Below are 24,584 nucleotides of genomic sequence, written 5' to 3'. Positions count from 1 at the left end.
TCGTAACGTATATCAGACTAGTAACCTTTAAACGGGCGACGAGAGAATCAACTAAATCTAAAGTAGAAATATAATATAAATACTTAGTTTGGTTAAGGCAGCCTTTGCAGGCTGCCTTTTTGACATTACTTCCAACCAACTTGATCAAAGATTTCCACTGCTTTTTTGTTGTTTTCTCCTAAAAGGGTTAAATTAATATTTTGGGACTTAAAGTCACCCCAGGATTTAATCAAGTCAGAAGCTTCTACCGCTTTATTTACAGGATACTCATAGTTAGCGTTCGCATATTCTTTCTGTGCCTTAACACTCGTTAAGAATTCCACTAGTTTGATCGCATTTTCTTTATTTTTGGAGGCCTTGGTAATACCAGCTCCGCTTACATTGATATGAGTACCGTTGGTGGTGTTTTGGTTCGGGAAGAAAACACCAAGTTTTTTAGCTACCTTTACTTCTTCAGGGTCAGCAGAGTTTAACATTTGTCCTAAGTAGTAAGTATTCATGATGGCAAGTTCGCCTTCTCCTGCAACGACTGCCTTGGCTTGATCTCGATCTGATCCCTTTGGCTCCCTAGCCATATTAGCGACGATTCCTTTCGCCCAGGCTTTAGCTTGTTCTTCACCATTGACGGCAATGAAAGATGCCAATAAGGATTGGTTATAAATATTAGAGGAAGACCTTACTAGGATTTTCCCTTTCCACTTGGGTTCTATTAGATCTTCATAGGTGGATAGTTGTGCCGGATTAACTATATCCTTATCGTATACTAGCACCCTAGCTCTTACAGTAAGACCATACCACTGATTGTCTTTATCTCTTAAATTCTCAGGAACATTCTTAACAATGATATCAGAGGAAGTCGATTGCAATAATCCTCTTTCCTTGGCACGATGAAGTCTACCAACGTCTGCCGTAATGAATAGATCAGCCTGTGTATCGATTCCTTCCGTAGCCAATCTCTCAATCAACTCATCTGCTTTGCCTTCGATTACATTAACTTTAATTCCTGATTCTTTAGTAAATACTTCGAAGAGCTGTTTATCCGTTTCGTAGTGCCTTTCAGAGAAAACATTTACAACCTGGTTTTGAGTGCTTGCAGGCGGTTGGGGGGTAGCTGTGGTTTTGGTTCCGGTGCATCCTGTAAGTACAGCACTTACCATAAATAGACCTGTGATAAGTATTGCGGTAGCTGACCTTTTCTTCATACTTCTTTCTCCTCCTATATTATAACAGTCCGCTCAATTGATACTGAGAACTATTATCATTATAACCCGTATTCTTTATATGTCAATCTCAAATTTTATGTTTTTAATTAAATAACGATGTGTATCATGCGGTTGTTGAAGCGTCTGCTGTGTAGAAAACTCAACTTCGCATTGTTTTTAGGCATAGGTTAGATGTTTTAGCTCAAAAAGATTTACACAGCTCGTATAAGTGCAAGCTTTGTGCAAGTTAGGCAAATTATTACACGAAGATGTCTGAAGCTTGTGTTAGAATATATTTCAAGAAGCCTGACGTTAAGGACTGTTCCTCGTAAGTCGGCGCCGTCCCTAACTTGTACGAATAAGGGGGTTTTTAAATGAGTGAGGTTCTGAGTATCCGTCAGCGTACGGAGAGAGAAGAGCAGGAACGCCTTTCACCTTATGCAGCAAAGAGCTGGGAGGCTAAGCGTGAGCGTTTAGAAGAAGAGTGTCCAATACGCACGAAATTTCAACGGGATCGTGATCGAATATTGCACAGCAAACCGTTTCGTCGGCTTAAACATAAGACTCAGGTATACATTGCTCCTTCAGGAGACCATTACCGCACGCGGATGACGCATAGCTTGGAAGTCTCCCAGATATGTCGAACAATTGCTCGGGGGCTTCAACTTAATGAAGATCTCATTGAGGCGATTGCTTTAGGGCATGATGTGGGCCATACTCCCTTCGGACATGTCGGAGAGGAGGCCCTAAGGCGCATTATTAGTCACTTCGAGCATAATGAACAGTCGATTCGGATTTTAAAGGTCTTAGCGTGCGAGGGACAGGGTTTAAACCTGACAGAGCCTGTTCTGGACGGAATTTTACATCATACCGGAGAAGGAGTGCCAAAAACCCTTGAAGGGCAGGTTGTAAAGACTGGGGACCGAATAGCCTATCTTTGTCATGACTACGATGATGCTTTGCGGGCTGGTTTGCTGATTCCGAGTGATTTGCCAGCGGCCGTTCAAGGAATGCTAGGCGTGAGACCGAGTGATATGATTACGACGATGGTGGTTGACATGATTGAGACATCCCGTGGATTAGATCACATTAAGCAGTCAGTAGAGGTATATAGTGCGATGCAGGAATTTCGTCAGTTTATGTTTGCAAGGGTATATAATAGCTCGACTTTACGTGATGAACGGCGCAAAGGACAATACATTGTCCAGGCACTTTTTGAATATTATCGTCAGGATATATCGAAATTACCCGAGCATTTTTTGGTTTGGGCAAGTGGGAATGAAACCCAAGCAGTTATTGATTATATCTCGGGACTCACGGATAATTATGCCATCGATTTATTCCAAAGTTTATTTATTCCTCGAAAGTAAGAGAATAAGAGGTAACTATTGATTACATCCTCAGCGTATGAACTATTAAAATTCCTAAGAGCCTTCCATTTCATGTAATGAAGTGAGAAGGCTCTTTAGGAATTAAAAAGACGCAAATCGATAGAAGATGCCGATAAAAAGTATAAGTTATGGACAATAGAAGTAAACTAAGGCTTGGCGGAAGCTCTAGTTTACGCTGATACTTAGTCCTTCTTTAAAATAAAGCTCTCATTTCGCTTAATAGGTTCGCTGGTGTCTATATGACCTAGAATTCCAGGATGCTTTTGGCCATCAATTAGAAATTGAACACTGTGAATGTTAGGGAGAGTCGTCAGCGTGTTAACGATACTATACAACGTCATTTGTTCGCCGGCGGAACCGCCACCAAAGTTTTTTTGGAATTCTTGAGAGAGATCAATCGCTGCAATACCATCGGTACTTATTGACGCGTTGAGAAGAATAGTACCCTCAGGGAGTGGTTTTTCCAACCCGGAAGGGGGAACTGCTAGTTCTTTGAAAATTGCTTTGATTACTTCCCGATTAGTTACTTCAACCGTGCGATTCGCTGCTATCAAACCTGTGGCCTGCAGATTTGGATAATATAGGGTTAATTTAAGAGATTGCTGAGTGGATTCAGAGGGTGTTACCACTGGAGGAGTTGGTGCAGGTGTAGTTGTAGTTGTGTTATCGGGTGATTTGATTGTTTGTGTTCGGGTTGAATTACAGCCAATCAAAAAGGCTCCAGTAAGTAACAGACAGATTGATAAAATCAGCAAAATTAAAGATCGTTTATTCATAAAATATCCACCTTCCTCATAAAGTTCTTTATTTGCACTCTTCAGAACCTGAGTTGGATTTTTGATTAGATCTATACTATCATGCTTTTCAAGTATGGAAAAGGGTGGCTCGGGGACCACAATTTGCCCTAAGTAGATCAATGGTAAAAGTAAGAATAAATAATTGTCGAAGTAAGCAGGTATTCTTTTTGAAAAAGGAGAATTAGGTATACTTAGTTAGTGCTCCATGCTCCTAATAAAATCTGACAACTTGAATTAAAGAACTAAAAAGAGGATTTTGTGAATTCTCGGCGAAGAATTGTATAAGACATGGGTTGACAAACTATATTAATTGTGGCTGAGAATTGAAAGGCGAGAAATGTGAACAATCGGCTTCATGAAGAGTTTATACCGGAAGAGATAATCGAGGAAGTGCGATTGCGCACAGATATCATTGAGGTAATATCTGAATATGTCAGTCTCCAGCGCAAGGGGAACAACTATTGGGGACTTTGTCCGTTTCACTCGGAAAAGACACCAAGTTTTTCAGTGTCCGCCGAGAAACAAATGTTTTATTGTTTTGGGTGTAACTCTGGAGGAAATGCTTTTTCATTTGTTATGAAGAAGGAAAACTGGTCTTTTGTGGAAAGTGTTCAGAATTTGGCCAACCGATATGGCGTAGCACTTCCTGAAAAATCACTCTCTCCGCATGAACGAGAAGAAAATCGACTTCGTCGAAGGTGGGAAGAAATTCATGAATGGGCTACCAGTTATTATCAGGACATTTTAGTAAGGCTGCCTGAGGGAGAACCCGGACGAGTTTACTTTGCTAAACGTGAGGTCGATCTGGATACGATCAACCGCTTTCGTCTTGGTTATGCTCCGGAACGCTGGGACGGCTTACTATCTTACATGCAGGAACGTGGGGTTCAGCCACATGAATTGGTAGGAGCAGGGCTGGCCTTAGAAAAAGTGACATCTGGTAAAGTAAGCCGGTACTATGATCGTTTCCGCAATCGCGTACTCTTTAGTATTCTTGATCGGCGCTACCATACTATTGCCTTCGGGGGGCGGGTTCTGGATGATTCACTGCCTAAGTATCTGAATTCTCCTGAGAGCACGTTCTATAATAAGGGCCATCATCTCTATGGGATGCATCGTGCGCACCAAGGAATTCGTGAAGAAGGTTACGCTCTATTAGTTGAGGGTTATATGGATGTCATTGCGCTGCAAAATGCTGGGTTCCCGAATACTGTGGCCTCCTTAGGTACTGCGTTAACACGGAATCAGGCGACTCTATTAAAGCGGTATGCACAACGCGTTGTTCTTCTCTATGATTCGGATGAGGCAGGTGTTCAAGCTGCTTTGAGAGGGGGAGAAATCCTCTGTGATGTCGGGATCCGAGTGGATGTCTTAACCTTGAGTGGAGCAAAAGATCCGGACGAATTTTTAAAGAGCTATGGCTTGGAAGAGTTTAAACGATCATTAAGCCGGGCGTTAACTTATGTAGAATTCAAATATCGGACATTTGTCAAGAACAAGCTTCCACAGACTATTCCTGAAAAAGCTGAAATAGTGATGAAATTAGCTCCAGACATTCTGAGAGTGAACAGTCCGGTTGAACGAGAAGGATATGAACGCTTTTTAAGTCTGGAACTTGGCCTTACTTTGGAAGCTGTGCAGCGTGAGATTGTAAGTCAGGAACCGAAAAAAGCTAAAAAGGAGCGAGAACACGAATATTCTCAACAAAAACAGGTTAGTTCTGGGAAAAATAGAGATAATATTAAGGGTACCATTATAGGTAAGGGTATTATCGAACAGCCCCAACCGACAGTCTATTTAGGGGGTTATCGCGCAGAGCGAATGCTTTTACGATTGCTATTAGAAAATAAGGCTCATTTGCCGAGAATTAAGGAAAGACTAGGAGAATCCTTTTGGAAACTTCCGGCACACCAGCAAATTTTTAAGTATCTCAACCAGGATGGCGTATTGCCCGCGCATAGCGACGAAACGGTTCAAAGCTGTTTGGCTAGCCTGCTCTTGGAAGAGTTAGATATATCTCAAACTGAGCGGCTTTTAGAGGATTGCATAAAGGGCATTCTTTCAACGCAAGTAGAGGAAAGAGTGGAAGATCTTCAAGCGCGCATGGCAACTTTAGAAAAATCCGGTGACATGGCAGGGGCTATGGCTCTGTTGAAAGAGATAGGAGAGCGGTTGAAACGTGGCGAATAGTAAGGTCGTAGGCACCCAAAAGAATGATCCGAAGAAAGGTGGGGGACAGGTGAACGATGAACAAAAAATGGACAACGTCCAAGCCCTCATTCAGAAAGGCAAAAAGAAGGGTTCCATAACCTATCGAGAGATTATGGATGCTCTCCAAGGGATTGAGCTTTCTGCGGATCAGATAGATGATATCTATCAACAACTTGGTCGGATGGGAATAGATGTGGTGCCAGAGCCTGGAGAAGTTGAACTCGAAATCATGAAAAAGGGCAAAGATGACGATGACGATGACATCGTAGAGGATCCTGAGGATGAGGTCGAAGAAGAAGCTGAAGTGGATCTTTCCGTTCCTGAAGGAGTGGGAATTGATGATCCAGTTCGCATGTACCTCAAAGAAATTGGACGAGTTCCTCTACTTTCAGCGGATGAAGAAATCGAACTGGCAAAGCGGATGGAGGAAGGCGACGAGGAGGCAAAGCGGCGACTAGCCGAAGCCAATTTGCGTCTAGTGGTCAGTATTGCCAAACGGTATGTAGGACGAGGTATGCTTTTCCTAGATTTAATTCAAGAAGGTAATCTGGGGCTGATTAAGGCTGTCGAGAAGTTTGATTATATCAAAGGGTTTAAGTTTAGTACGTATGCTACCTGGTGGATCCGCCAAGCGATTACTCGTGCCATAGCCGACCAGGCCCGGACGATCCGGATTCCTGTGCATATGGTAGAAACCATAAACAAATTGATCCGAGTTTCGAGGCAACTCTTGCAGGAATTGGGAAGAGAACCAGCTCCTGAAGAAATCGCTAAAGTGATGGATATTCCCGTTGAACGAGTACGGGAAATTATGAAAATTGCCCAAGAACCCGTTTCTTTAGAGACCCCGATCGGGGAAGAAGAAGACTCTCATCTGGGAGATTTTATCCCTGATGATGATGCACCAGCACCGGCGGAAGCTGCGTCGTTCATTCTTTTAAAAGAGCAATTGGAAGAAGTTCTGGAAACATTAACCCCTCGTGAGGAAAAAGTTCTCAGATTGCGCTTTGGACTTGATGACGGTCGGACGAGGACATTGGAAGAAGTGGGACAGGAATTCGGTGTCACCCGTGAACGAATTCGTCAGATTGAGGCTAAGGCTTTGCGGAAATTGCGCCATCCAAGTCGCAGTAAAAAGCTTAAGGATTATTTAGAATAAATGACAGTGAACTTGTTCGGAGGCCCGTTCCAACAGGAACGCTTCGAGGCGAAGGGCGGACTCTACCTCACCTAGAACCCCCCAAAAATATACAATGGGGGGTCCTGAAAAAGTGGATTGATTCCAGAGGATAAAATTTCTAATAAAGATAATCACAAAAAGACTTGACTACAGCGAATGAATTACGTATAATAACCCGTGCAAGAGATTCCTCGATAGCTCAATGGTGGAGCAACCGGCTGTTAACCGGTAGGTTGTAGGTTCGAGTCCTACTCGGGGAGCCATTAGTTTTGTAGCATACTACGGGCCCATAGCTCAGCGGTAGAGCCCCCCGCTCATAACGGGTTGGTCCTAGGTTCGAATCCTAGTGGGCCCACCATTTCGAAGTTCGAGGCGCGATGTTCGAAGTTCGAAATGGTGGAAGAGACAAATCGATGTTCGAGGTGCGGTGTTCGTAGTTCGAACCCAAAAAGACAACGAAATATTGAATTCGTTGTTCAAACGGTTATTGAACAACGAATAACAAATATCGAATTAGGGCGATTAGCTCAGCGGTAGAGCGCATCCTTCACACGGATGAGGCCACTGGTTCGAGACCAGTATCGCCCACCAGTGATAGCAAGGTTTTCAGCCTTCTACATAAATTAGAAACTTATTGTACAGTTACTTGTACAGTTACGACATCAATTTGCGTATAACTACCTAGCACTTTTCCTTTTTGGGGGGAGGTGCTTTCTTTGTTGTTGTCCTTTAATAAGTAATTTTGCTCTTGGCCTCGGTCTGTAATCTAGGCATGACATGAGTGGTAATCTTAAATCGTACCAGTTGTCGCAAACAATAGGCTGAAATTGATGTTCGAGTTCAATTTGTGGTCTTTTCTATAACTCACCTTGGTCTGTGCGGGGATGTTTATTTTCAAATTAGGTCAGATATGAGGACCAATGTCCTATTCCAAGACTTCAAGTTAATGATATTATTAAGCATGACTTATATCAAAAATAGATTAAGTATCTTATAGCAAAATTATTAACACTTTACTTAGCTCTCCTCCTTTTTCTATACCCCTCCTAGTGAGGGGATTTTTATTTATATTTTATGACCCATAAAATTTCTATTGCATTCACAGGGCAAAATGTGGTAGTATGCTAGTACAGAAATAATGAAACAATGTTTTACTATATGAAACGTATAACGTTAATCAGTCAACCAGATCCAATCATTTGAATAATCGTTTATATCCTCCAACAATAATTAAGAGACAGTCAGCTAACCTTTATTGTGTAATGAACTAGAGGTAGAGAAAACTTTACCGTAACTGTGAAACGTAGTTTCACTATATAGAACGAAAGCATTTTCAGTCGTTTTTGTTACGGTTTCTATTTAATAAAGTTAACCTAAAAAAACGCAAGAGAAGTAAAGGAGGAAGATTGGTATGGCACTTTGGGGAGTCGAAAAGGTAGAGGAACAGGGTTGGGGAGAAGTAAAAGCTGAAACAAAGAGAATGACAGGAGCCCAATTTATCGTGACATTTTTGGCTCGTAAGGGAGTGACTCAGATTTATGGTATTCCAGGGGCTGCCATTCTGCCTTTTTACGACGAGGTATTTGAGCGCGAAGATATGCGCTCGATTAATGTTCGCCATGAGCAAACAGCAATTTTTATGGCAGACGGTTATGCCAGATCGACGGGTAAAGTGGGGGTTTGCGCAGCTACCTCTGGTCCAGGCGCAACCAATTTTCTGACGGGACTCTATAGCGCCTATGGAGATTCTATTCCATTACTAGCTATCACGGGCCAAGTTCCTACCGACTTACTGGGAACCGATGCTTTTCAAGAAGCGCCGATTGTGGAAATGGCTACACCAGTCACTAAGGCAGCGTACTTGGTTAAGAAGACGTCTGAGTTGCCTAAGGTGATGCAAGAGGCTTGGAAATTGGCGACGCAGGGTAGAAAAGGCCCGGTCTTAATCGATCTTCCTATTGACGTCCAAAAAGGAATTATAATAATTAATGTCGAAGATTATTTGAATGAAGAGATCGTTAGTCCCATAACGGAAGTAACACATAGCCAATTAGAACAGGCTTTAACGATGATTCAAGAAGCTGAGAGACCGATAATTATGGTTGGAGGAGGAGTTGTTTTAGGAAACGCCTCGGAAGAACTTTTGGCTCTGGCTGAATTACTCGAGATTCCTGTCGTTTCCACGCTCATGGGGAAGGATGGGTTTCCAAATTATCATAGGCTCTATGCAGGAATGGTGGGGACCATGTGTCAGACTCCGCTAGGTAATAAAACCCTTCTGGGTTCCGATCTTATCCTAAATCTAGGAGGAAGGTTCGACAGTCGGAGTACAGGAGCCATGGCGGTTTTTAAAAAGGGCCGTAAAGTGATTCATGTCAATATCGATAAAACAGAACTGTCTCGAAATGTACTTGCGGAACTGGAGATTGTTTCAGATGTGAAAGACTTTTTACGGCAATTCAACCATCGGATTCGCAGAAGTGCGTACAAGCCTAAAACAGAGGCTCAGGAAAGGGTTCAAATTCTTCAAGAAGATAGGATAAAGCTTGCTCGTCAAACGGACTTCGAGACGCGACCGATGAAACCTCAGCAGGCTATAATTGAAGTCAGAAAAGGTCTACACAGGAATGCGATTGTAACCTTGGATTGTGGGTTGAGTCAAATCTGGGCCACTCAATTATTTGAGGCCTACGAGCCTCGGACGTTTTTAATAACAGGACGGGCAGGCACCATGGGGTGGGGGTTAGGGGCAGCTATGGGAGCCCAGCTCGCATATCCTCAACGTCAAGTTGTCAATTTATTGGGGGATGCGAGCTTGGGAATGTCGCTACAAGACTTAGCTACGGCCGCAAAACACAATATTCCGGTGGTGGTCGTTGTCTTAAACAATTCACTCTTTGGTCTGATTCGACAGCAACAAAACCTGCTTTTCAACCGCAGATGGATTTCCACGGAATTAGACTACGAAAACACTGTGCAAGGGCATCAAAGGGGCTTGGATTTTGTCGCTACGGCCAAAGGAATGGGTGTAGAAGCTGAATTAATAGACAAGCCTGAAGAGATCACTGAAGCTCTAGCGCGTGCGTTTAGCACCAATCGCCCATATCTAATTGAGATCCTGGTTGATCCGGATGCACAATGTTCAGTTTCTCTGGATGGAACTATTAGTGGAGTTAAGGAACTTAATTAAGAGGTATATAGGTATTTTGTGAGAAGGGTTCAAGCCAGGAACTCGTTAGCCAAAGCTGAACATCGAGACTTCGGTGGGATTTTTGCCCCTTCACCGTGAAGTGTTCCTAGGGAAAATGCGGCTTGGGCGAAAGCAATCCCGGCACAATAATAATCGTTAATGGTAGCGATACTTATAAAAGTGTCTTGAAAGTAGATAAAATAGTCAGCAGAAAGGAAGATCACTTATGGGTTCAGATCTTAAGAATTTCGTCGCAAATCTTTCATTCCTATTTACAGAATTGCCTTTTATGGAGCGGTTTAGGGCCGCGAAAGAGGCAGGCTTTGCTAAGGTAGAGTTTATGTTTCCCTACGATTATGACCTTGAGGAGATAAATTCACAGCTTAATAGCTTAGAGTTAAAGCTCGTTTTAATTAACCTTCCGGCAGGGGATTGGGGAAATGGGGAGAGAGGAATCGCGGTCAAGCCAGAACGGAAGAACGAATTTCGTGCAGGAGTAGGGCAAGCGATCGTGGCGGCTCAAAAACTTGGTGTGACACAGGTGAATTGCTTAGTTGGCAAAGGAGATCCTGAGTTGGATGAGTCTGTATTACGGTCGACCATGGTCGAAAACATCGCTTATGCGGCAATGAAACTTGAGGAGCATGGTTTGCGCTTGATGATTGAACCCATTAATCATTATGATATTCCTGGGTTCTTCCTCAATACCACGGATCAAGTCTTAACACTCATCGCAGAAATCAATCGTCCAAATGTCTTTTTACAGTGGGACATTTACCATGCAAGTCGTGAAAATGAAGATCTCTGGAAAACCCTTAGCAATTCCATAGCTCAGATCGGCCACATTCAGATCGCGGATCAGCCAGGAAGACACCAACCTGGTACTGGTGAGATCGATTTCCAGAGATTATTGACAGAGCTTAGGAGTGTAGGGTATTCGCAGGAGATTGCCTTGGAATATGTTCCTAACCCTGATACAGAAACATCCTTAGGGTGGGTTAAAAATTACAGCCTGTAGAGAAATAGAAAGGTGTGATCTAAGATGAGTAAGATTGGTTTTATCGGTTTAGGAATCATGGGGAAACCTATGAGCCGAAATCTTTTAAAAGCTGGTTATGAGGTTGTTGTGTATAACCGAAGTTCAAAAGCGATTCAGGAGCTTGTGGAAGCGGGGGCAAAGGCAGGAACTTCCCCTAAGGATGTTGCTGAACAGTGTGAAATAATTATCACCATGCTTCCCAATTCCCCTCAAGTCCGTGAAGTGATTCTTGAACCTAATGGGGTTCTAGAAGGGATTCATCCGGGTTCTATAGTGATCGACATGAGTTCTATTGCTCCCATTGTCAGTCGAGAGATAGCCGAAGTCCTTGCCGGAAAATCCGTGCGTTTTCTTGATGCGCCCGTGAGTGGGGGAGAGCCCAAAGCGATTGAGGGGACCCTTTCTATTATGGTAGGCGGGATGTTAGCTGATTTTGAAGAATGCTATCCGATCTTTCAAGCTATGGGCTCGTCCGCATTACTTTGCGGAGATGTCGGTGCAGGAAATGTAACAAAATTGGCAAATCAGATTATCGTAGCGGTAAATATTGCGGCAGTATCCGAAGCCTTAGTGTTAGCGACCAAAGCAGGGGTTAATCCTGAAGCTGTTTATAAAGCTATTCGTGGGGGATTAGCAGGCAGTACTGTTTTAGATGCCAAAGCGCCCTTGATGATCGAGCGTCGCTTTGATCCGGGGTTCAGAATTGGGTTGCATATTAAGGATTTAAACAACGTTTTAGAAACGGGTCATGAAATCGGTTCTCCGTTGCCCTTAACGGCGTCGGTAATGGAAATGATGCAAGTGCTCAAGGCTCAAGGCTTAGAACAGGCGGATCACGGAGCTCTCGTTCAGTATTACGAAAAACTGGCTCAAAGCGAAGTCGGTAGAGGATAGTAACGAAAAACGCGGATGGGACAAGGGGCCCCAATTCGTAAGATAATCGTACAAAACTTGTTAAAGGTGGATGGACTGATAATCTATCTGCCTTTTCTTGTGTGCCGAGAAGCACTTTGCCCGACGGAGTGTTATAATAAGAACGATCTATTCTACATAATTTTTGGCGTTTTGCTTTTCTGACGCTAGGGTTCCATTTATGCAATTAAGGACATAATAGTTTTTAATAAGTAGTTATTATTAAAGAGGTGAATTATGACAATATCCGTCACTCTAGGTCCACGTTTGCAAACTGTCGCATCCTATGTGCCAGTGGGTGCAGAGCTGGGAGACATCGGGACCGACCATGCCTATTTACCCATAGCACTCTATGAGACGCTGCAAATATCAAAGGCTATCGCTGTGGATGTCCATGAAGGGCCATACCTATCCGCGTTGAATGCTGTTAAAAGTCGGAACTTAGAGGCTTTCATAGATGTGAGGTTTGGTGATGGCTTAATGCCACTTGTGTCAGGGGAAATCAATGCCCTGACCCTTGCCGGAATGGGTGGCAGAACTATGTTGGAGATTCTATCTGCCCGTCCAGACGTTTTAGCTTCCGTGACTGATCTCATCTTACAACCGCAAGGGGCAGAGGGACCGTTACGGTTAGCGCTGTTAAATAGTGGCTGGCGGCTTAAGGAAGAGCGGTTGGTGAAAGAAGAGGATCGAATCTATGTGGTCATAGCCCTTTCTAAGGAAGAAGGATGGGAAATTGTCCAACTACAAGAAAATGTGAGTGTTTGGAGTTTGCGGTTGCACCCGCTTCAAGAGAAGTTCGGTATCCAGGCAATGGAATTCCAAGACTTAGTGTCCAGACTTGTATGGCATTTCGGACCCCTCGTCTTAGAAGAACGTACGGAACTCTTGAGGGATCTCCTCAACGACTATTGTGGCATGCTTCTGAGGCGGATCGAGCAAATGAAGAAATCCAAGAGCATAGAAATTGTCACGAAAATCAGAGAGGCTTGCAATGAATTGACGTTAGTGGAGGGACTAAGGATATGGCAGTAACGATTGGATCCGTGGCTCAACTGATTGAAAAGATCGCTCCGAAATCGTGGGCCGAGGAGTGGGATAATGTCGGGTTATTGGTTGGCAGCGGATCAAAGACCATTGAGCGCATTTTGATTTCTTTAGACGGAACCTTGGCAGTTGTCGAGGAAGCAAAGAATTTAGGTGCCCAACTTATCGTGGCCCATCACCCCATAATTTTCCGTCCTCTGAAAAACTTAAGATCTGATAACACAGGAGCACAAGTCCCTCTTCGACTTTTGCAACATGAGATTGGTTATTATGCTGCTCACACGAATTTGGATCAATCAATATTCTCTTCGAGCCGCGTCTTAGGGGAGGTTCTCGGACTTGAAAAAATGGAACTATTGGAGGGCGAAGAACGAGGGTACGGTGTAATCGGATATTTACCACATCGTGAGAAATTAGAAATTCTGTGGAAGAGGTTTTTAGATAAGTTGACCAAGTCAGAGGTATATGCTCAGGACTATGAGTTATCTGGCGTTCGCTTAGCCGGTTCCCTAGAGCAAGAGGTGCGAAAAGTCGCCATTGTCAATGGCAGTGGGGGGCGATTCGTCTCTAATGCCTTGTTTAAGGGAGCGGATCTCCTTATTACGGGAGATGTTGACCATCATTCCGCTCTCGATGCACTTCAAGGAGATATGGCTGTCGGCGATCTTGGGCATTTCCTAAGCGAAGCGCCTATGCTGAAAAAACTGTATCACTATTTGTCTGCCGAAAAATCTCTTCAAGGAATAGAGATTAAAGTGAGTTCAATCAATCGCTCGCCATGGCTTGGCTAAAAAGGGATGCTCTTTGTTTTGTAATAAATTATGACTATTGCAACATTACGAAAGTAAATATTACCACTTGACAGCCATTGTGAAATATATTACTATAATATTGCAAGGAATAGTCTGATAATAGAGTCTTTTCAATGAATATCCAAGGCTTATTTAGACGAATTACTGATTCCCCGATAGAAATCATTTGAAAGGAGAATGAATTATGAACCGCACAGAAATCCTACGTGTTCAACGTGAAAAGGTATTAATCAACATTTCAGAAGACGGTGCTAATCGTACAAAATGGTTGATCGAACTGATGGACATTGATGATGAAATGGAAGAAATGGAAGAGAAAAAGACTAATGTTAATTAATCCAATACTCTCCATTTGACCAAAACAAACTTTTCTAGTAAGATAACTAAGCGAAGCCAACCAGATGATCGCGGAGGTAAGGACCCAAAGGTCGCCTCTGAGGAAAGTCCGAGCTCCATAGGGCAAGGTGCTGGGTAACACCCAGTGGGGGCGACCCCAAGGAAAGTGCAACAGAGAGATACCGCCAAACAGATGTCAGTTATCAGAGGCCAGAGGTCAGAATAATTTTTTCGAATCCGGCATCTGGCTTCCGACGACTGACCTCTGGATTGGTAAGGGTGGAAAGGCGAGGTAAGAGCTCACCGGCAGTCAGGTGACTGGCTGGCCATGTAAACCCCACCTGGAGCAAGACTGAATAGGGGAACTATGAACGGCCCGTTTTTGTTCCCGGGTAAGGTCGCTAGAGGCCGTCGGTAACGGCGGTTCGAGATAGATGATCATCACCTCCGGACGGAGGGACAGAACTCGGCTTATAGGTTGACTTCGCATTGTAGGGAACTGAGGATGTAAATGCATCGGCAGTTTCCTTATTTATTTGATAAGGATTTGTTCTTTCGCAGATCTAGTTTTTTTCCACTACTTATTTATCTTTATCACTTGAGCTTCTAAGATAATGTTGCTAAGGAATTGTCCCTTTCTTTTTGTATTTACTAGTCGACTATTTTTTTTATTTATAAAGGAAACAAATTGGAAATAAAAATATTCTATGGCGAAATATGTAGTTTAATGCAAGCAATAGAAGATGGATCAAAATTAAAAGGCAGATGTTCAGGCTGATATCAACGAAGGTTGTCAGTGGCCTGTTTTGCATTTTATAGTTTTCTACATAGAAAGAAGAAATTGGATTAAGCTCTATACTTATAAGAGGAAAATGTAGTTAGAAGAATAAATAAACGGCATTCAGTGAAAACTTTACTGTTATTAACTATAGTTTTGAAGTTGAATTCAAGGAGTTTTGAATCTATGACTATAAGCTCTGAAGTACGCCCTTTAGTGGTTGCTTTGGTATCAATTTTATTAGGGGCTACAGGGCAATTTTTATTCCGTCTAGGTATGCTTCAATATGGAAAGGTAACGCTCACCGGGATTTGGTCACAGCTGGGATCCATAATTTTCTCACCAGCAATTTTCGTTGGGTTTATGTGTTTTGGAGTTAGTTCAATTCTTTGGCTCGTTGTAATTTCACGTTGGGAGCTTAGCTATGCATATCCACTGGTTTCGTTGGGATACGTAATTGCTATTCTGTATGGTGTTCTTCTACTCCATGAAACTCTCACAATGCCTAAAATCATAGGATGCGTGCTGATTTTGGCGGGAATTAGTGTCTTGGGGATTTGGGGATATTGGTGAGAGCTATTCCTCATGGCAAGTGAATATCTTTCAAGATAAGAGAGTTGAAAGAAACTGGTGAATAAGATATGATAAACTTAAGCTGAGTTGCCAAGTATTCTTTGTGACTTGTCACTCTCTGAAACAACTTAATATGCCGGTTTGATCGGGGACATTCAATACTTTTTTTGGAGTCATAATGACAAGAAAAAGGGGAGTGTGTTGGATGCAATTACAAGACCTCGGGCGAGGTACGCGGATTGAATTATCTAAAATGGCTAGGTTGCTCGGTATGAAGTTTATCGGATTTAATCCAAATGCTCAACAGGTATCTTTGGAGTTTAATGGCAAAGGGGTTACCTATCCTTTGGAGGAATTTGTTCAACAGTATGAACGAGAATGTCCTACGTCGTTTACTTGAAGCTATAAAGGGGCTCTGACTCATGGTGAATGAGTCAGAGCCCCTAGTTGGTTTGGACAGCTTTTTACTACTGTTTCTGGTAGAAGAAAGAGGAAACGGGTTTGAGGCCTAGGTGATTCATCCCAAAGAGGTGTTCGGTGCTTCCGGTGAAAAGAATTCCACCTGGGCGTAAGGACTCTGTGAACTTCTTGTAGAGCAGTTCTTTGGCCTCTTCAGTGAAGTAGATCACGACATTACGACAGGCAATAAAGTCAAAGCTAGTTTGGAAACGATCGGTAAGTAGATTTTGGTGCTGAAAATTGACTTGTCGTTTAACTAAATCTTTGATTTGATACCCTTTGTCAGATGGGGTAAAATATTTCTGTAGAAATTCTGGTGGAGTACTTGCAAAATCATTTTGTTTGTAGACACCCTCTTTAGCTTGTTGCAGTACATTAACATCTATATCCGTGCCAAGGACGGTGAACTTGGCAGTGGAGAAATAGTCTATCATTGTCATAGCTAGTGAGTAAGGTTCTTGGCCGCTTGAACAGCCTGCACTCCAAAGTTTTAGCGGAGTCTTACTCTGAAGAAGCATGGGTATAATCGTTTCTCGCAGGGTTTTCCATTGGTTAGCATCCCGAAAGAATTGAGAAACGTTAATGGTTAAATGTTTGAAGAAGGCGTCATATAAGACGGGATCAAGATTAAGTGCTTTCAAAAACTCGGGATAGGCTTGGTGCCCGTGAGAGTGCATAAAGCTAAGAATTCGACGCTGCATTTGGTTTTGTTTATAGAATTTTAGATCTAGCCCGCTTTTGGGATGAAACCCTTTAACAAAGTCTTCATAGGTATTGGCAATGGCTGCAAAGGACAAGGGTTACACCTCTTTCATTAATATATTTGTTCGCATTAGACTTAATAAAACCGTAATCCTAAGCGAAAAGGTCGACAACTAAGCCGCGAATTTCATCAATCTTTGTTAAAACCTCAAGTGGTTTAGATTGCTGATCTAGGAGTTGTTGCCCTAACTCTTCTAATGCTTGATCGATTTTGGCAATGCGCGTCATGACCTTTGGGCGCCCATAAGAATCATGGGACGAATCTTCAAACATCTTTCGGCTTTGTCCAAAGGTGGAACGGAGGAATGTTTTTACCATATCGCGAAAATCTTTAAGATCACGGATCGAGAGAGATTGAGCTAACTTCTTCCCTTGTGATTCAAGTCTACCTAGAAAGGTTTGGAGTTCAATGCGCTGAATTTTTTGGGTTTGAGATAAGACACCACTAAAATCGTTCGTTTTAGCAGAGGGACTTTGAGAATCTAGGTTTGGGGCTGGGGTTTGATGTGGAGTATTTATGCGTAAAGACATAGTCATTCTCCTTTAAGAAAGGAATCGTTATGCAGACTCGCAGAGTATTTATTAAGACATTATTAGGTCTGGGAGCAGTTGGTCTACCATGGAGTCTCTGGCCGACCCGTGTCGGAGAGACTATAAAAATAGGGTTAGGTCGTCCGCCGGTTGAATTGGTACTTCCGCCTTTGATCGAGAAGAGTCAAGAGCTTAATTTGATCAATCAGGAAAGTTTAAACCGCACAGCAATGGATGATATCCTTATATTGACTGCAGATAAGATGCAGGGTCGAAAAGCGGGATCAATAGGAGAGGCTAAAGCCGCAGAGTATCTGACCACCCAACTCAGCATGCTTGGACTAAAACCCATGGGGGAACCAAAAACAGGGTTTATTCATGCGTTTACGATTCCTCCAGTGGTGAAAACCAGAGTCAAGGGCCGGCTGACCTTTAAACCTGGAGAAAGTCGAACCTTAAAAACTCCAAGTGTCAATCTCTTAGGAGGGCTAATCGGGGAGAATACGCAGGAAATCATTCTGCTTTCGGCCCATTACGACCACCTGGGGATTTTTGAGGGTCAGGTCTATCCTGGAGCTAATGACAACGCATCAGGGGTAGGGTGTGTACTAGATGTCATACGCCGAGTTCTCCGTGAGGGAAAAGTTCCAAAACGAACGATCGTGATCGCTTTTTGGAGTGCTGAAGAGATGGGCTTCGTTGGGTCCCAAGCATTTGTCCAAGCTTCGACCTTTCCTCTTCAACAAATCCAAGCAGTCTTAAACGTCGATACAGTCGGCAATGGGATGCTCGGAAACTTTGCACTTTGGGCGGACGGCGAAAATATTGCCGTCAAGGCCATACGTCAAGCCGCTGCAGAATGTGGGGCCAGTGCCTTATTGACCCCTTCAGCTGGGCATAATAGCGATTCCGTCAGTTTTGCCTCGGCGAACATTCCTGCAGTGACCCTGCTAGCAAAGGAGTGGTTAGTCAAAAATCATACTCCAGAAGACACTACCGCACGATTGAAGCTTGAACAGGTTCAGTTAGCAACCGAGATGATCTACCGAGCAGTGCATAGTCTTGCTTTTTAAGGGTTCGTTATTGTTTTGTTAGTGGGTCGCTGATTGGAGTGGGGGCACTAGGCTCGGTAAGGTCATATTTGGAGCGAAGAATGATTAAATCAATACGGCGGTTTTTCCTACGTCCTGTATCCGTATCATTTGAAGAAATCGGTCGATATTCTCCATATCCTGTGGCGGATAGTCTACTGGGTATAATCTGATCGTTCAATAAAATTTGCACAACATTGGTTGCACGAATCACTGAGAGTTCCCAATTACTTGGAAATTGGGGGGTTCGAATGGGTAGATTATCAGTATGTCCTTCAACCCTGATTTGATTGGGGGTTGGCGCAAGGACTGTGGAAATTTTCTCTAGAATATCTCGTGCCCGGTCATTGATACTGGCAGAGCCGCTTTCAAAAAGTAAGGTTTCCTGAATGCTAACGACTAGACCGCGTTCTTCTAGGGAAGAAACCAGCTTGGATTGTATTTGGTTGTCAGCCGCAAACTTATCAAGTTTGGCTTTAATCGCTTCAATGCTCATGTTTTCTGCATCGGTATTTTCCTGAGTTGCGTTTTTAGTTTCCTCGTTGGTGTCTGAATTTGTGTGGGTCGTTTTAGGGGATGGAGTTCCGGTCTGAATGAGAGACGGTCCCACTGGGCTGTTGGCCAACTCGATTTTCGCGGGAGTTCCTCCACCAAGTGCTTTGTTAAGGGATTCTGCTACGGCTTGGAATCTTTCGGCATCTACTTTGCTCATTGAGTAAAGTACGACGAAAAATATCATGAGGAGGGTAATTAGGTCTGCATACGTTAGAAGCCAGCGTTCGCCATTTTCCTTTTCTGCTTCATGCTCCCGTTTTCTCCTCATCGGCTCTCACTAACCGCGGCACGTCTGGGTGTGACTTCACTGTCCTCGTTTTTTTCAGAGGGCAACGTCCCAATGTGAGTTATTAATTTCTCCTTCAGGATGGAGGGATTTTGACCTGCCTGGATGGACAGAATGCCGTCGAGTACCATCTCCATGGCCGATACTTCAGCTTTGTCCTTCATTTTAAGTTTTGTAGCAATAGGAAGCCATAAGAGGTTTGCAGAAGCGACGCCATAGAGAGTGGCAAGAAAGGCAGCTGCAATCGAGTGGGAGAGCGCTTCTGGATCAGATAGATTACCTAAGACCATTACAAGGCCCATTACGGTTCCGATAATGCCCATAGTTGGTCCATAACCACCTGCAGATTCAAAGACGGAAATTCCAACCTTATGGCGTTTTTCAAGAACCGCAATATTTGATTCTAGAATCTCTCGGGTAATTTCAGGGTCAGTTCCATCGATAACGAGTTGCATGCCTTGATGGGTAAAGCGGTCTGTTACGGTTTCAAGTTCTTGTTCCAAGCTGAGTAACCCCTCGCGTCTTGCTTTTTCGGCAAACCTCACTAGGGTCTCATAAGCCTCAGCAGTCCCGAAGGTCTGGGAGGTAAACGCGATTTTAAACCATTGAGGAAGTTTTTTGAGATCAGACAATGGAAAACTGGTGATAATTGCTCCAGCAGTTCCACCGAAGACAATGATGGCAGCAGATGCCCCGCCAAGAGAACCGACAGTCCCCCCCTCTAATATGAAACCGATGATGATGGAACCGAATCCAGCGAGAAGCCCAATCATTGTAGATAAATCCATGATCTGCTTGCCGCAATCCTAAACCTCAAAAGGTGTTATAACTGAAGTATGAAGGATTACGACTTACCTCCCTTGCTAAATTTCTGACTATAATAAACGCTAGTCGATAAAATAAGAAACTTTTCATGAGAACGATCCGATATAGTTATATCGTCATTTTACACGCTGATCATTAGATTTTCTACAGTAAAGTTCATGATTGTATTATATAGGAAAAACTGGGGAAGAAACTATAATTCTAAGATTCTTTGAAAAATGTTTCGCAACCAAGAAAATTCCTCTTTAGTTTTTGCAGTTAATCTACGATATAGAGAGTAGAATAATTATTTTGGAGTGAGCAAAATGAAAATAGATGGGACTTCAATGTCTCCGATTGGGAGCGTTCAAGCAGCCAATCGTGTGTTACAAGTGCAAAAGAAGACGCTCGGTTCTGAAGATAAGGTCGCTGTTTCCGACAAAGCGCAAGTCTTTCAAGCTTTGCTTCAGAAGGCAAAAGAGCTTCCCTCTGTTCGGGAGGACCGTGTTAAAGCTCTGACTGAACAGATTGAACGTGGGGAGTTCCACATTGACGGACAAAAGATTGCGGAAAAATTGTTTTCTCCAGAGTTCTAGTTAATGAATGTATCAGAGGGGGAGAATTCCGTGCCTGAAATACTTCAGAGCTTTAATGAAAACTTAAGACGACAAGTCAAGGTTTATGAGGACTTAAATGTTCTTGAAAGGAATAAGCAAAAAGCTTTGCTGAAGAATAACCTCCAAGAAATTGAGTCGATTACGGCTCGGGAGGAACAACTCTTATTAGAGGCAGGCCGCTTGGAGAAAGAGCGGCTTATGTGGGCAGAACACATAGGCCGTGACCTAGGAAAAGCGCCCCAGGACCTGACTCTGGCAGAATTGGCAGAGCATTTTCCGGTCTTACAGGGAGTAAGTCATGATCTGGATAGGGTTGTTGGAGATTTACAAGAAATTCATGAGATTAATACCCAACTTCTTCAACAGGCCATGAAAGTTGTCGAGTTTACGGTTAGTATGTTAACCCATCAGGAAAAAAACACTTACCAGCATCCCAGTGTTAAAGAGAATGAAGAAACCCGGAAACTTCATCTCTTGGATCGGAGGATTTGAAGATATGAGTTCGACTTTTTTTGGCTTAGAACTTTCGCGCAGAGCACTGTCATCTCAGCAAGCCGCTTTAAATATTACTGGGCATAATATTTCCAATGCTAATACCGACGGCTATACTCGGCAGATCGGGAATTTGACGGCAACCACTCCCTATACGGTATCCGTGGCCGGGAAAAGCCTGAGCATAGGTTCGGGGGTAACGCTGGATACGATCACGCGGGCTAGAGATACCTATGTAGACCGGCAGTTTCGAGGGGAGACATCCAAGCAACAGTATTGGGCAGGAAGACAGGATAGCCTTCAGAAAATAGAAGGCATTTTAAACGAACCTTCCGAGAACAGTCTGCATTCAGACATGGACAAATTCTGGAGTTCTTGGAGTGATCTATCGAAAAACCCAGAAAACATGGGCGCGCGCTCAGTAGTTCGTGAGCGAGCACAAACCTTAACGGAAAGTTTCCATAACATTGCCCAACAAGTTAGCGACATGAGAGGGAATTTAGAGTCGAATGTCAAGGTTCAGGTTCATCAAATCAATATGTATGGTCAGCAAATTAAAGATCTTAATGACATCATTAAACGGTCAGAAGTTGCTGGAGACAACCCCAATGATTTACGAGATCAAAGGGATCTCCTAGTGGATGAGCTTTCCAAGATTGTCAGCGTCAGGGTCGTCGAAACGAAGGACTCGTCGTTTACGGATCGTAGTGTTAATAATTATAAAGTGATTATTGGAAATGAGAATTCAGTGTCAAATATCTTGGTCGATGACAGCAAAGTAAGATTTTTAGAAGAGCCTCCTCCAGAGAATGACGAAGGGTTTTCTCGAGTGGTCTGGAGTGACGATTTATCCAATAGGGATGTTGACCTAGGGAGTAAACTTGGAATGCTAGCTGCGAATATCGAAGTACGAGATATTGACCTTCCCAAATTTGGGGAGCAATTTGACAAGCTAGCACAGGGAATCGCCAGCGCGGTAAATGCACTTCATCAGAAAGGGCAAGGGTTAATCGCGGAAAACGATACCGATCCTCTAGCAGGTCCGGTCGGTATTAATTTCTTTACAGATGGTTCGGACCCTGCTTTGTCGAACCCGCCTGAACTTCCTGAAGTTACAGCTGCGACAATAACCCTTAATTTCTTAATTGAGGAGGATCTCGATAGAATTGCTACTGGAACGATTCCGCTAGATACAACACCTATTCCGCCTCTTCCTCCCACCCATGCTTTAGACGGTGATGATAATCTGCTTGTAACCGTGGGGGATGGGAGTATTGCAAGGGCGCTTTCCTCGTTATCGAGTGGCTGGAATGGTCTGAAAAGTATACTAGGTGAGGATTATCCAATTCCTGTCACAGGAGCCTCTTTCGGCGATTATTATGGGTCGAACGTCGCTCAGATGGGTGTGGATGTCCAACAAGCTAATCGCATGAAAGCGGGACAAGATGTCTTGGTCGTGCATCTATCGAGCCAGCGGGAGTCGTTTTCTGGCGTATCCTTGGATGAGGAAATGACCAATCTTGTGAGGTTTCAAAAAAGCTACTCAGCTGCAGCTCGCATGGTAACCATGATGGATGATATGTTAGATACGATAGTCAATCGTATGGGCATGACCCGTTAATAAGAACATGATATTAAACAGCGAGAGTAGGTGATTACTTTGCGGATAACCAATAAAATGATGACTCAAGACTTACTGCGTAATCTTGAAGCGACCCAGGGGAGAATGAGTCAAATCCAAAACCAGATGTCTTCTGGTTATCGAATCACTCGTCCCTCAGATGATCCTGTTGGAATTCAAAATGCCTTGCGCATGAAGAGTAATATTTCTGCTGTCGAGCAATGGAAGAGTAACGTCGATGAAGCGTTGGGGCTGATGGATACGACGGACGGCACGCTCGCGGATATGACGTCGATGCTACAAAGAGTTAAGGATCTTGCGGTACAAGGGTCAAATGGGACGTTATCTGAAAATGATAGAAAAAGTATTGCCTTGGAGGTTCGTCAGATTACAGAACAACTCGGTATGTTAGCGAATACTAAAATTGGCTCAAGGTTTATTTTCTCAGGGACGGCAACGGATAAGGAACCTGTAACTACAGATGGAACCTGGCAATGGAAAGGGAATAGTGAGGATGTTAAATTTGAAGTGGGGAATAATTTGAGCTTACCTATTTCCGTTGATGGTAAGAGCTTGTTTATTGACCCTCTGACCGGTGGTTCTGGGGTATTTGCAACGTTGGATGCTTTAAGTAATGCGTTGGAGACCAATGACGCAACGGGTATCAACAATGCTTTAGTGAATATTGAGGGGAATATTGATAATGTTTTAGCACATCGTGCCAATATCGGGGCTCGCACTAACCGGATGACGGCACTCCGGGAACAACTGGATACCACATCATTCAATCTGACACAGAACCTTTCGGATATTCAGGATGCAGATATCGCTAAGACGATTATCGATTTCAAGAATTCAGAAAATGTTTATAAGGCTGCTTTATCGATTGGGGCGCAGATTATTCAGCCTTCTTTGGTGGATTTTATGAGGTAGGCGATGTTTTGTTAACACTCGCTTAGCCATAGAATTCGCAGGCCAAACTAGAACTTAGACTTCGGGGTGAGGGCGAGGGTGCCCGCCAAATTCGCCATCACGGCGCCTTGCCATCCATGGCGGCGCTCTAATCTCGAACGTCCTGTACGAGTCTTGGCTCAGTTGGCGGCTTCGCACGTCCTGTGCTCAGCCCATGGTATGGGGTCCTTGTCTTCGTCAAGTTTGGCAGTTGCTCATTCTGAGGCTTCGCTCCTTGTTAAGCAAAACATCTCGGGTCTTTTAAGGTTTGTCAGGGCTGTTTTTGTTAACTCACGCTTCAGCCTTAGTATTCGCATTCTAGTCTAAGACTTAGACCTTCTAAAATATTAGCAATCTGACTTTTCGATAGAAGGGAGTGGCTCCATGCTCCAGATCAATATTAATACTCAGCCGATTCGTCTGGATTATAACACTCAGAATGCCAAGTTAAATCTGCAATCCACTCGGCCTCAGGTGCAAATGGAGACGACGCCGCCGACGTTGGAGATTCGCCAACCTCGTGGGGAGTTGACGATTGACCAGACTCCTTTTCGATATTCAATCGGGCTAAAGAATATGGCCGATTTTTCCCGAGACAATGCTGAATTGGGTAGGCAAACGGCTATGGACACTATTGCGAGGATAGTACAAGAAGGAAACCAAATGGCTCGGTTTGAGAATGGGTCAAATGCGATTGGCAATATAGCTTTCAGTGCCAGTCTAACAGATGTTCCAGAGATAACTTTTGCGCCTCTTGCTGCGCCTAGAATAAATTATCAAGCTAATCCTGCTCAGATAAATGCTAGTGCTGGAAACGTGAACGTTTCTATTCAGCCAGGTAAGGTAGAAGGAGACTATCAGCCTGGGATTCTAGATATTAAAGTCATTCAATACCCCAGTATTGAAATATCAACAGTGGATGTCAAGGTTTGAAAATCGCTATGAGC

24 protein-coding genes, 3 tRNA genes and 1 other RNA gene are annotated in these 24,584 nt (G+C 43.5%); 21 read left to right on the top strand and 7 right to left on the bottom strand.

Going from position 1 to position 24,584, the window contains the following annotated elements:
* Positions 1–125: 125 nt before the first annotated feature.
* Positions 126–1,202: a Fe(3+) ABC transporter substrate-binding protein gene (locus ACYQ3Q_RS06565; RefSeq protein WP_459927804.1), complete on the bottom strand. Its 1,077-nt coding sequence runs from the start codon at positions 1,200–1,202 to the stop codon at positions 126–128.
* 374 nt (positions 1,203–1,576) lie between these two features.
* On the opposite strand from ACYQ3Q_RS06565, the gene ACYQ3Q_RS06560 reads away from it, so the two are divergent.
* On the top strand, positions 1,577–2,572 hold the full coding sequence (locus tag ACYQ3Q_RS06560; protein ID WP_459927803.1) for a deoxyguanosinetriphosphate triphosphohydrolase: 996 nt from the start codon (positions 1,577–1,579) through the stop codon (positions 2,570–2,572).
* A 203-nt stretch (positions 2,573–2,775) separates the two neighbouring features.
* On the opposite strand, the gene ACYQ3Q_RS06555 is transcribed toward ACYQ3Q_RS06560, so the two are convergent.
* Positions 2,776–3,369 carry a GerMN domain-containing protein gene (locus ACYQ3Q_RS06555; RefSeq protein WP_459927802.1) on the bottom strand — a complete coding sequence of 198 codons (594 nt, stop codon included), beginning with the start codon at positions 3,367–3,369 and terminating at the stop codon, positions 2,776–2,778.
* A 360-nt stretch (positions 3,370–3,729) separates the two neighbouring features.
* On the opposite strand from ACYQ3Q_RS06555, the gene dnaG reads away from it, so the two are divergent.
* The 6 genes from dnaG to ilvB all read left to right on the top strand — a co-directional run bounded on the left by dnaG (position 3,730) and on the right by ilvB (position 9,971).
* Positions 3,730–5,580 carry a DNA primase gene (gene dnaG / locus ACYQ3Q_RS06550; protein WP_459927801.1) on the top strand — a complete coding sequence of 617 codons (1,851 nt, stop codon included), beginning with the start codon at positions 3,730–3,732 and terminating at the stop codon, positions 5,578–5,580.
* The gene (gene rpoD / locus ACYQ3Q_RS06545) at positions 5,570–6,760 is read left to right on the top strand and encodes an RNA polymerase sigma factor RpoD (protein ID WP_034142922.1); all 1,191 of its coding nucleotides are present in this window, start codon (positions 5,570–5,572) and stop codon (positions 6,758–6,760) included. The genes dnaG and rpoD overlap by 11 nt, the downstream gene beginning before the upstream one ends.
* 209 nt (positions 6,761–6,969) lie before the next feature.
* Positions 6,970–7,044: transfer RNA gene (locus ACYQ3Q_RS06540), tRNA-Asn, on the top strand.
* A 20-nt stretch (positions 7,045–7,064) separates the two neighbouring features.
* A tRNA-Ile gene (locus tag ACYQ3Q_RS06535) sits at positions 7,065–7,139 on the top strand.
* Between the two features lie 158 nt (positions 7,140–7,297).
* Positions 7,298–7,372, top strand: a tRNA-Val gene (locus ACYQ3Q_RS06530).
* Positions 7,373–8,192: 820 nt separating this feature from the next.
* Positions 8,193–9,971 (top strand): biosynthetic-type acetolactate synthase large subunit, encoded by a 1,779-nt coding sequence (gene ilvB, locus ACYQ3Q_RS06525; RefSeq protein WP_459927800.1) that lies wholly within the window; start codon positions 8,193–8,195, stop codon positions 9,969–9,971.
* A 29-nt stretch (positions 9,972–10,000) separates the two neighbouring features.
* On the opposite strand, the gene ACYQ3Q_RS06520 is transcribed toward ilvB, so the two are convergent.
* Positions 10,001–10,195: a hypothetical protein gene (locus tag ACYQ3Q_RS06520; protein WP_459927799.1), complete on the bottom strand. Its 195-nt coding sequence runs from the start codon at positions 10,193–10,195 to the stop codon at positions 10,001–10,003.
* 2 nt (positions 10,196–10,197) lie between these two features.
* On the opposite strand from ACYQ3Q_RS06520, the gene ACYQ3Q_RS06515 reads away from it, so the two are divergent.
* The 8 genes from ACYQ3Q_RS06515 to ACYQ3Q_RS06480 all read left to right on the top strand — a co-directional run bounded on the left by ACYQ3Q_RS06515 (position 10,198) and on the right by ACYQ3Q_RS06480 (position 15,868).
* The gene (locus ACYQ3Q_RS06515; protein WP_459927798.1) at positions 10,198–10,989 is read left to right on the top strand and encodes a hydroxypyruvate isomerase family protein; all 792 of its coding nucleotides are present in this window, start codon (positions 10,198–10,200) and stop codon (positions 10,987–10,989) included.
* Between the two features lie 24 nt (positions 10,990–11,013).
* Positions 11,014–11,904, top strand: a complete 891-nt coding sequence (gene garR / locus ACYQ3Q_RS06510) for a 2-hydroxy-3-oxopropionate reductase (protein ID WP_459927797.1) — start codon at positions 11,014–11,016, stop codon at positions 11,902–11,904.
* A 255-nt stretch (positions 11,905–12,159) separates the two neighbouring features.
* Positions 12,160–12,957 (top strand): tRNA (adenine(22)-N(1))-methyltransferase, encoded by a 798-nt coding sequence (locus ACYQ3Q_RS06505; protein WP_459927796.1) that lies wholly within the window; start codon positions 12,160–12,162, stop codon positions 12,955–12,957.
* Positions 12,948–13,760 carry a Nif3-like dinuclear metal center hexameric protein gene (locus tag ACYQ3Q_RS06500; protein WP_459927795.1) on the top strand — a complete coding sequence of 271 codons (813 nt, stop codon included), beginning with the start codon at positions 12,948–12,950 and terminating at the stop codon, positions 13,758–13,760. The genes ACYQ3Q_RS06505 and ACYQ3Q_RS06500 overlap by 10 nt, the downstream gene beginning before the upstream one ends.
* A 205-nt stretch (positions 13,761–13,965) precedes the next feature.
* Complete coding sequence (locus ACYQ3Q_RS06495) at positions 13,966–14,118, top strand: hypothetical protein (protein WP_291300145.1); 153 nt, start codon at positions 13,966–13,968, stop codon at positions 14,116–14,118.
* 52 nt (positions 14,119–14,170) lie between these two features.
* Positions 14,171–14,607: RNase P RNA component class A (rnpB, locus tag ACYQ3Q_RS06490), an RNA gene on the top strand.
* A gap of 474 nt (positions 14,608–15,081) precedes the next feature.
* Positions 15,082–15,468, top strand: coding sequence for an EamA family transporter (locus tag ACYQ3Q_RS06485; RefSeq protein WP_459927794.1), 387 nt, complete (start codon positions 15,082–15,084; stop codon positions 15,466–15,468).
* 205 nt (positions 15,469–15,673) lie between these two features.
* Positions 15,674–15,868 carry a hypothetical protein gene (locus ACYQ3Q_RS06480; RefSeq protein WP_459927793.1) on the top strand — a complete coding sequence of 65 codons (195 nt, stop codon included), beginning with the start codon at positions 15,674–15,676 and terminating at the stop codon, positions 15,866–15,868.
* A gap of 67 nt (positions 15,869–15,935) precedes the next feature.
* On the opposite strand, the gene ACYQ3Q_RS06475 is transcribed toward ACYQ3Q_RS06480, so the two are convergent.
* Entirely contained in the window at positions 15,936–16,724 is a 789-nt protein-coding gene (locus tag ACYQ3Q_RS06475; RefSeq protein ID WP_459927792.1) for a CheR family methyltransferase, read from the bottom strand.
* Between the two features lie 58 nt (positions 16,725–16,782).
* Positions 16,783–17,220 (bottom strand): YaaR family protein, encoded by a 438-nt coding sequence (locus ACYQ3Q_RS06470; RefSeq protein ID WP_459927791.1) that lies wholly within the window; start codon positions 17,218–17,220, stop codon positions 16,783–16,785.
* 29 nt (positions 17,221–17,249) lie between these two features.
* On the opposite strand from ACYQ3Q_RS06470, the gene ACYQ3Q_RS06465 reads away from it, so the two are divergent.
* A complete protein-coding gene (locus ACYQ3Q_RS06465) occupies positions 17,250–18,293 on the top strand; it encodes a M28 family metallopeptidase (protein ID WP_459927790.1) in 1,044 nt (347 codons plus the stop codon).
* Between the two features lie 7 nt (positions 18,294–18,300).
* On the opposite strand, the gene ACYQ3Q_RS06460 is transcribed toward ACYQ3Q_RS06465, so the two are convergent.
* The gene (locus ACYQ3Q_RS06460; protein WP_459927789.1) at positions 18,301–19,134 is read right to left on the bottom strand and encodes a flagellar motor protein MotB; all 834 of its coding nucleotides are present in this window, start codon (positions 19,132–19,134) and stop codon (positions 18,301–18,303) included.
* Positions 19,131–19,940, bottom strand: a complete 810-nt coding sequence (locus tag ACYQ3Q_RS06455) for a flagellar motor protein (protein WP_459927788.1) — start codon at positions 19,938–19,940, stop codon at positions 19,131–19,133. The genes ACYQ3Q_RS06460 and ACYQ3Q_RS06455 overlap by 4 nt, the downstream gene beginning before the upstream one ends.
* 342 nt (positions 19,941–20,282) lie before the next feature.
* Between ACYQ3Q_RS06455 and flgM the strand changes: the two genes are divergently transcribed.
* The 5 genes from flgM (at position 20,283) to ACYQ3Q_RS06430 (ending at position 24,570) form a co-directional block, all read left to right on the top strand.
* Positions 20,283–20,552: a flagellar biosynthesis anti-sigma factor FlgM gene (gene flgM / locus ACYQ3Q_RS06450; protein WP_459927787.1), complete on the top strand. Its 270-nt coding sequence runs from the start codon at positions 20,283–20,285 to the stop codon at positions 20,550–20,552.
* A gap of 30 nt (positions 20,553–20,582) precedes the next feature.
* On the top strand, positions 20,583–21,065 hold the full coding sequence (locus ACYQ3Q_RS06445) for a flagellar protein FlgN (protein WP_459927786.1): 483 nt from the start codon (positions 20,583–20,585) through the stop codon (positions 21,063–21,065).
* The gene (gene flgK / locus ACYQ3Q_RS06440; RefSeq protein ID WP_459927785.1) at positions 21,022–22,686 is read left to right on the top strand and encodes a flagellar hook-associated protein FlgK; all 1,665 of its coding nucleotides are present in this window, start codon (positions 21,022–21,024) and stop codon (positions 22,684–22,686) included. The genes ACYQ3Q_RS06445 and flgK overlap by 44 nt, the downstream gene beginning before the upstream one ends.
* 30 nt (positions 22,687–22,716) lie before the next feature.
* A complete protein-coding gene (gene flgL / locus ACYQ3Q_RS06435; RefSeq protein ID WP_459927784.1) occupies positions 22,717–23,619 on the top strand; it encodes a flagellar hook-associated protein FlgL in 903 nt (300 codons plus the stop codon).
* Positions 23,620–24,021: 402 nt separating this feature from the next.
* Positions 24,022–24,570 (top strand): DUF6470 family protein, encoded by a 549-nt coding sequence (locus tag ACYQ3Q_RS06430; protein ID WP_459927783.1) that lies wholly within the window; start codon positions 24,022–24,024, stop codon positions 24,568–24,570.
* Positions 24,571–24,584 lie beyond the last annotated feature (14 nt).

It is taken from the genome of Desulfosporosinus burensis (assembly GCF_054657535.1).
This window is presented reverse-complemented; position numbering and strand designations above follow the sequence as displayed.

What these genes read in the sequence shown, in the direction of transcription:
- ACYQ3Q_RS06565 (WP_459927804.1), bottom strand. Translation starts at nt 1,202, where the DNA reads ATGAAGAAAAGGTCAGCTACCGCAATACTTATCACAGGTCTATTTATG.
- ACYQ3Q_RS06560 (WP_459927803.1), top strand. Translation starts at nt 1,577, where the DNA reads ATGAGTGAGGTTCTGAGTATCCGTCAGCGTACGGAGAGAGAAGAGCAG.
- ACYQ3Q_RS06555 (WP_459927802.1), bottom strand. Translation starts at nt 3,369, where the DNA reads ATGAATAAACGATCTTTAATTTTGCTGATTTTATCAATCTGTCTGTTA.
- ilvB (WP_459927800.1), top strand. Translation starts at nt 8,193, where the DNA reads ATGGCACTTTGGGGAGTCGAAAAGGTAGAGGAACAGGGTTGGGGAGAA.
- ACYQ3Q_RS06515 (WP_459927798.1), top strand. Translation starts at nt 10,198, where the DNA reads ATGGGTTCAGATCTTAAGAATTTCGTCGCAAATCTTTCATTCCTATTT.
- garR (WP_459927797.1), top strand. Translation starts at nt 11,014, where the DNA reads ATGAGTAAGATTGGTTTTATCGGTTTAGGAATCATGGGGAAACCTATG.
- ACYQ3Q_RS06505 (WP_459927796.1), top strand. Translation starts at nt 12,160, where the DNA reads ATGACAATATCCGTCACTCTAGGTCCACGTTTGCAAACTGTCGCATCC.
- ACYQ3Q_RS06500 (WP_459927795.1), top strand. Translation starts at nt 12,948, where the DNA reads ATGGCAGTAACGATTGGATCCGTGGCTCAACTGATTGAAAAGATCGCT.
- ACYQ3Q_RS06495 (WP_291300145.1), top strand. Translation starts at nt 13,966, where the DNA reads ATGAACCGCACAGAAATCCTACGTGTTCAACGTGAAAAGGTATTAATC.
- ACYQ3Q_RS06485 (WP_459927794.1), top strand. Translation starts at nt 15,082, where the DNA reads ATGACTATAAGCTCTGAAGTACGCCCTTTAGTGGTTGCTTTGGTATCA.
- ACYQ3Q_RS06480 (WP_459927793.1), top strand. Translation starts at nt 15,674, where the DNA reads ATGCAATTACAAGACCTCGGGCGAGGTACGCGGATTGAATTATCTAAA.
- ACYQ3Q_RS06470 (WP_459927791.1), bottom strand. Translation starts at nt 17,220, where the DNA reads ATGTCTTTACGCATAAATACTCCACATCAAACCCCAGCCCCAAACCTA.
- ACYQ3Q_RS06465 (WP_459927790.1), top strand. Translation starts at nt 17,250, where the DNA reads ATGCAGACTCGCAGAGTATTTATTAAGACATTATTAGGTCTGGGAGCA.
- ACYQ3Q_RS06460 (WP_459927789.1), bottom strand. Translation starts at nt 19,134, where the DNA reads ATGAGGAGAAAACGGGAGCATGAAGCAGAAAAGGAAAATGGCGAACGC.
- ACYQ3Q_RS06455 (WP_459927788.1), bottom strand. Translation starts at nt 19,940, where the DNA reads ATGGATTTATCTACAATGATTGGGCTTCTCGCTGGATTCGGTTCCATC.
- flgM (WP_459927787.1), top strand. Translation starts at nt 20,283, where the DNA reads ATGAAAATAGATGGGACTTCAATGTCTCCGATTGGGAGCGTTCAAGCA.
- flgK (WP_459927785.1), top strand. Translation starts at nt 21,022, where the DNA reads ATGAAGAAACCCGGAAACTTCATCTCTTGGATCGGAGGATTTGAAGAT.
- ACYQ3Q_RS06430 (WP_459927783.1), top strand. Translation starts at nt 24,022, where the DNA reads ATGCTCCAGATCAATATTAATACTCAGCCGATTCGTCTGGATTATAAC.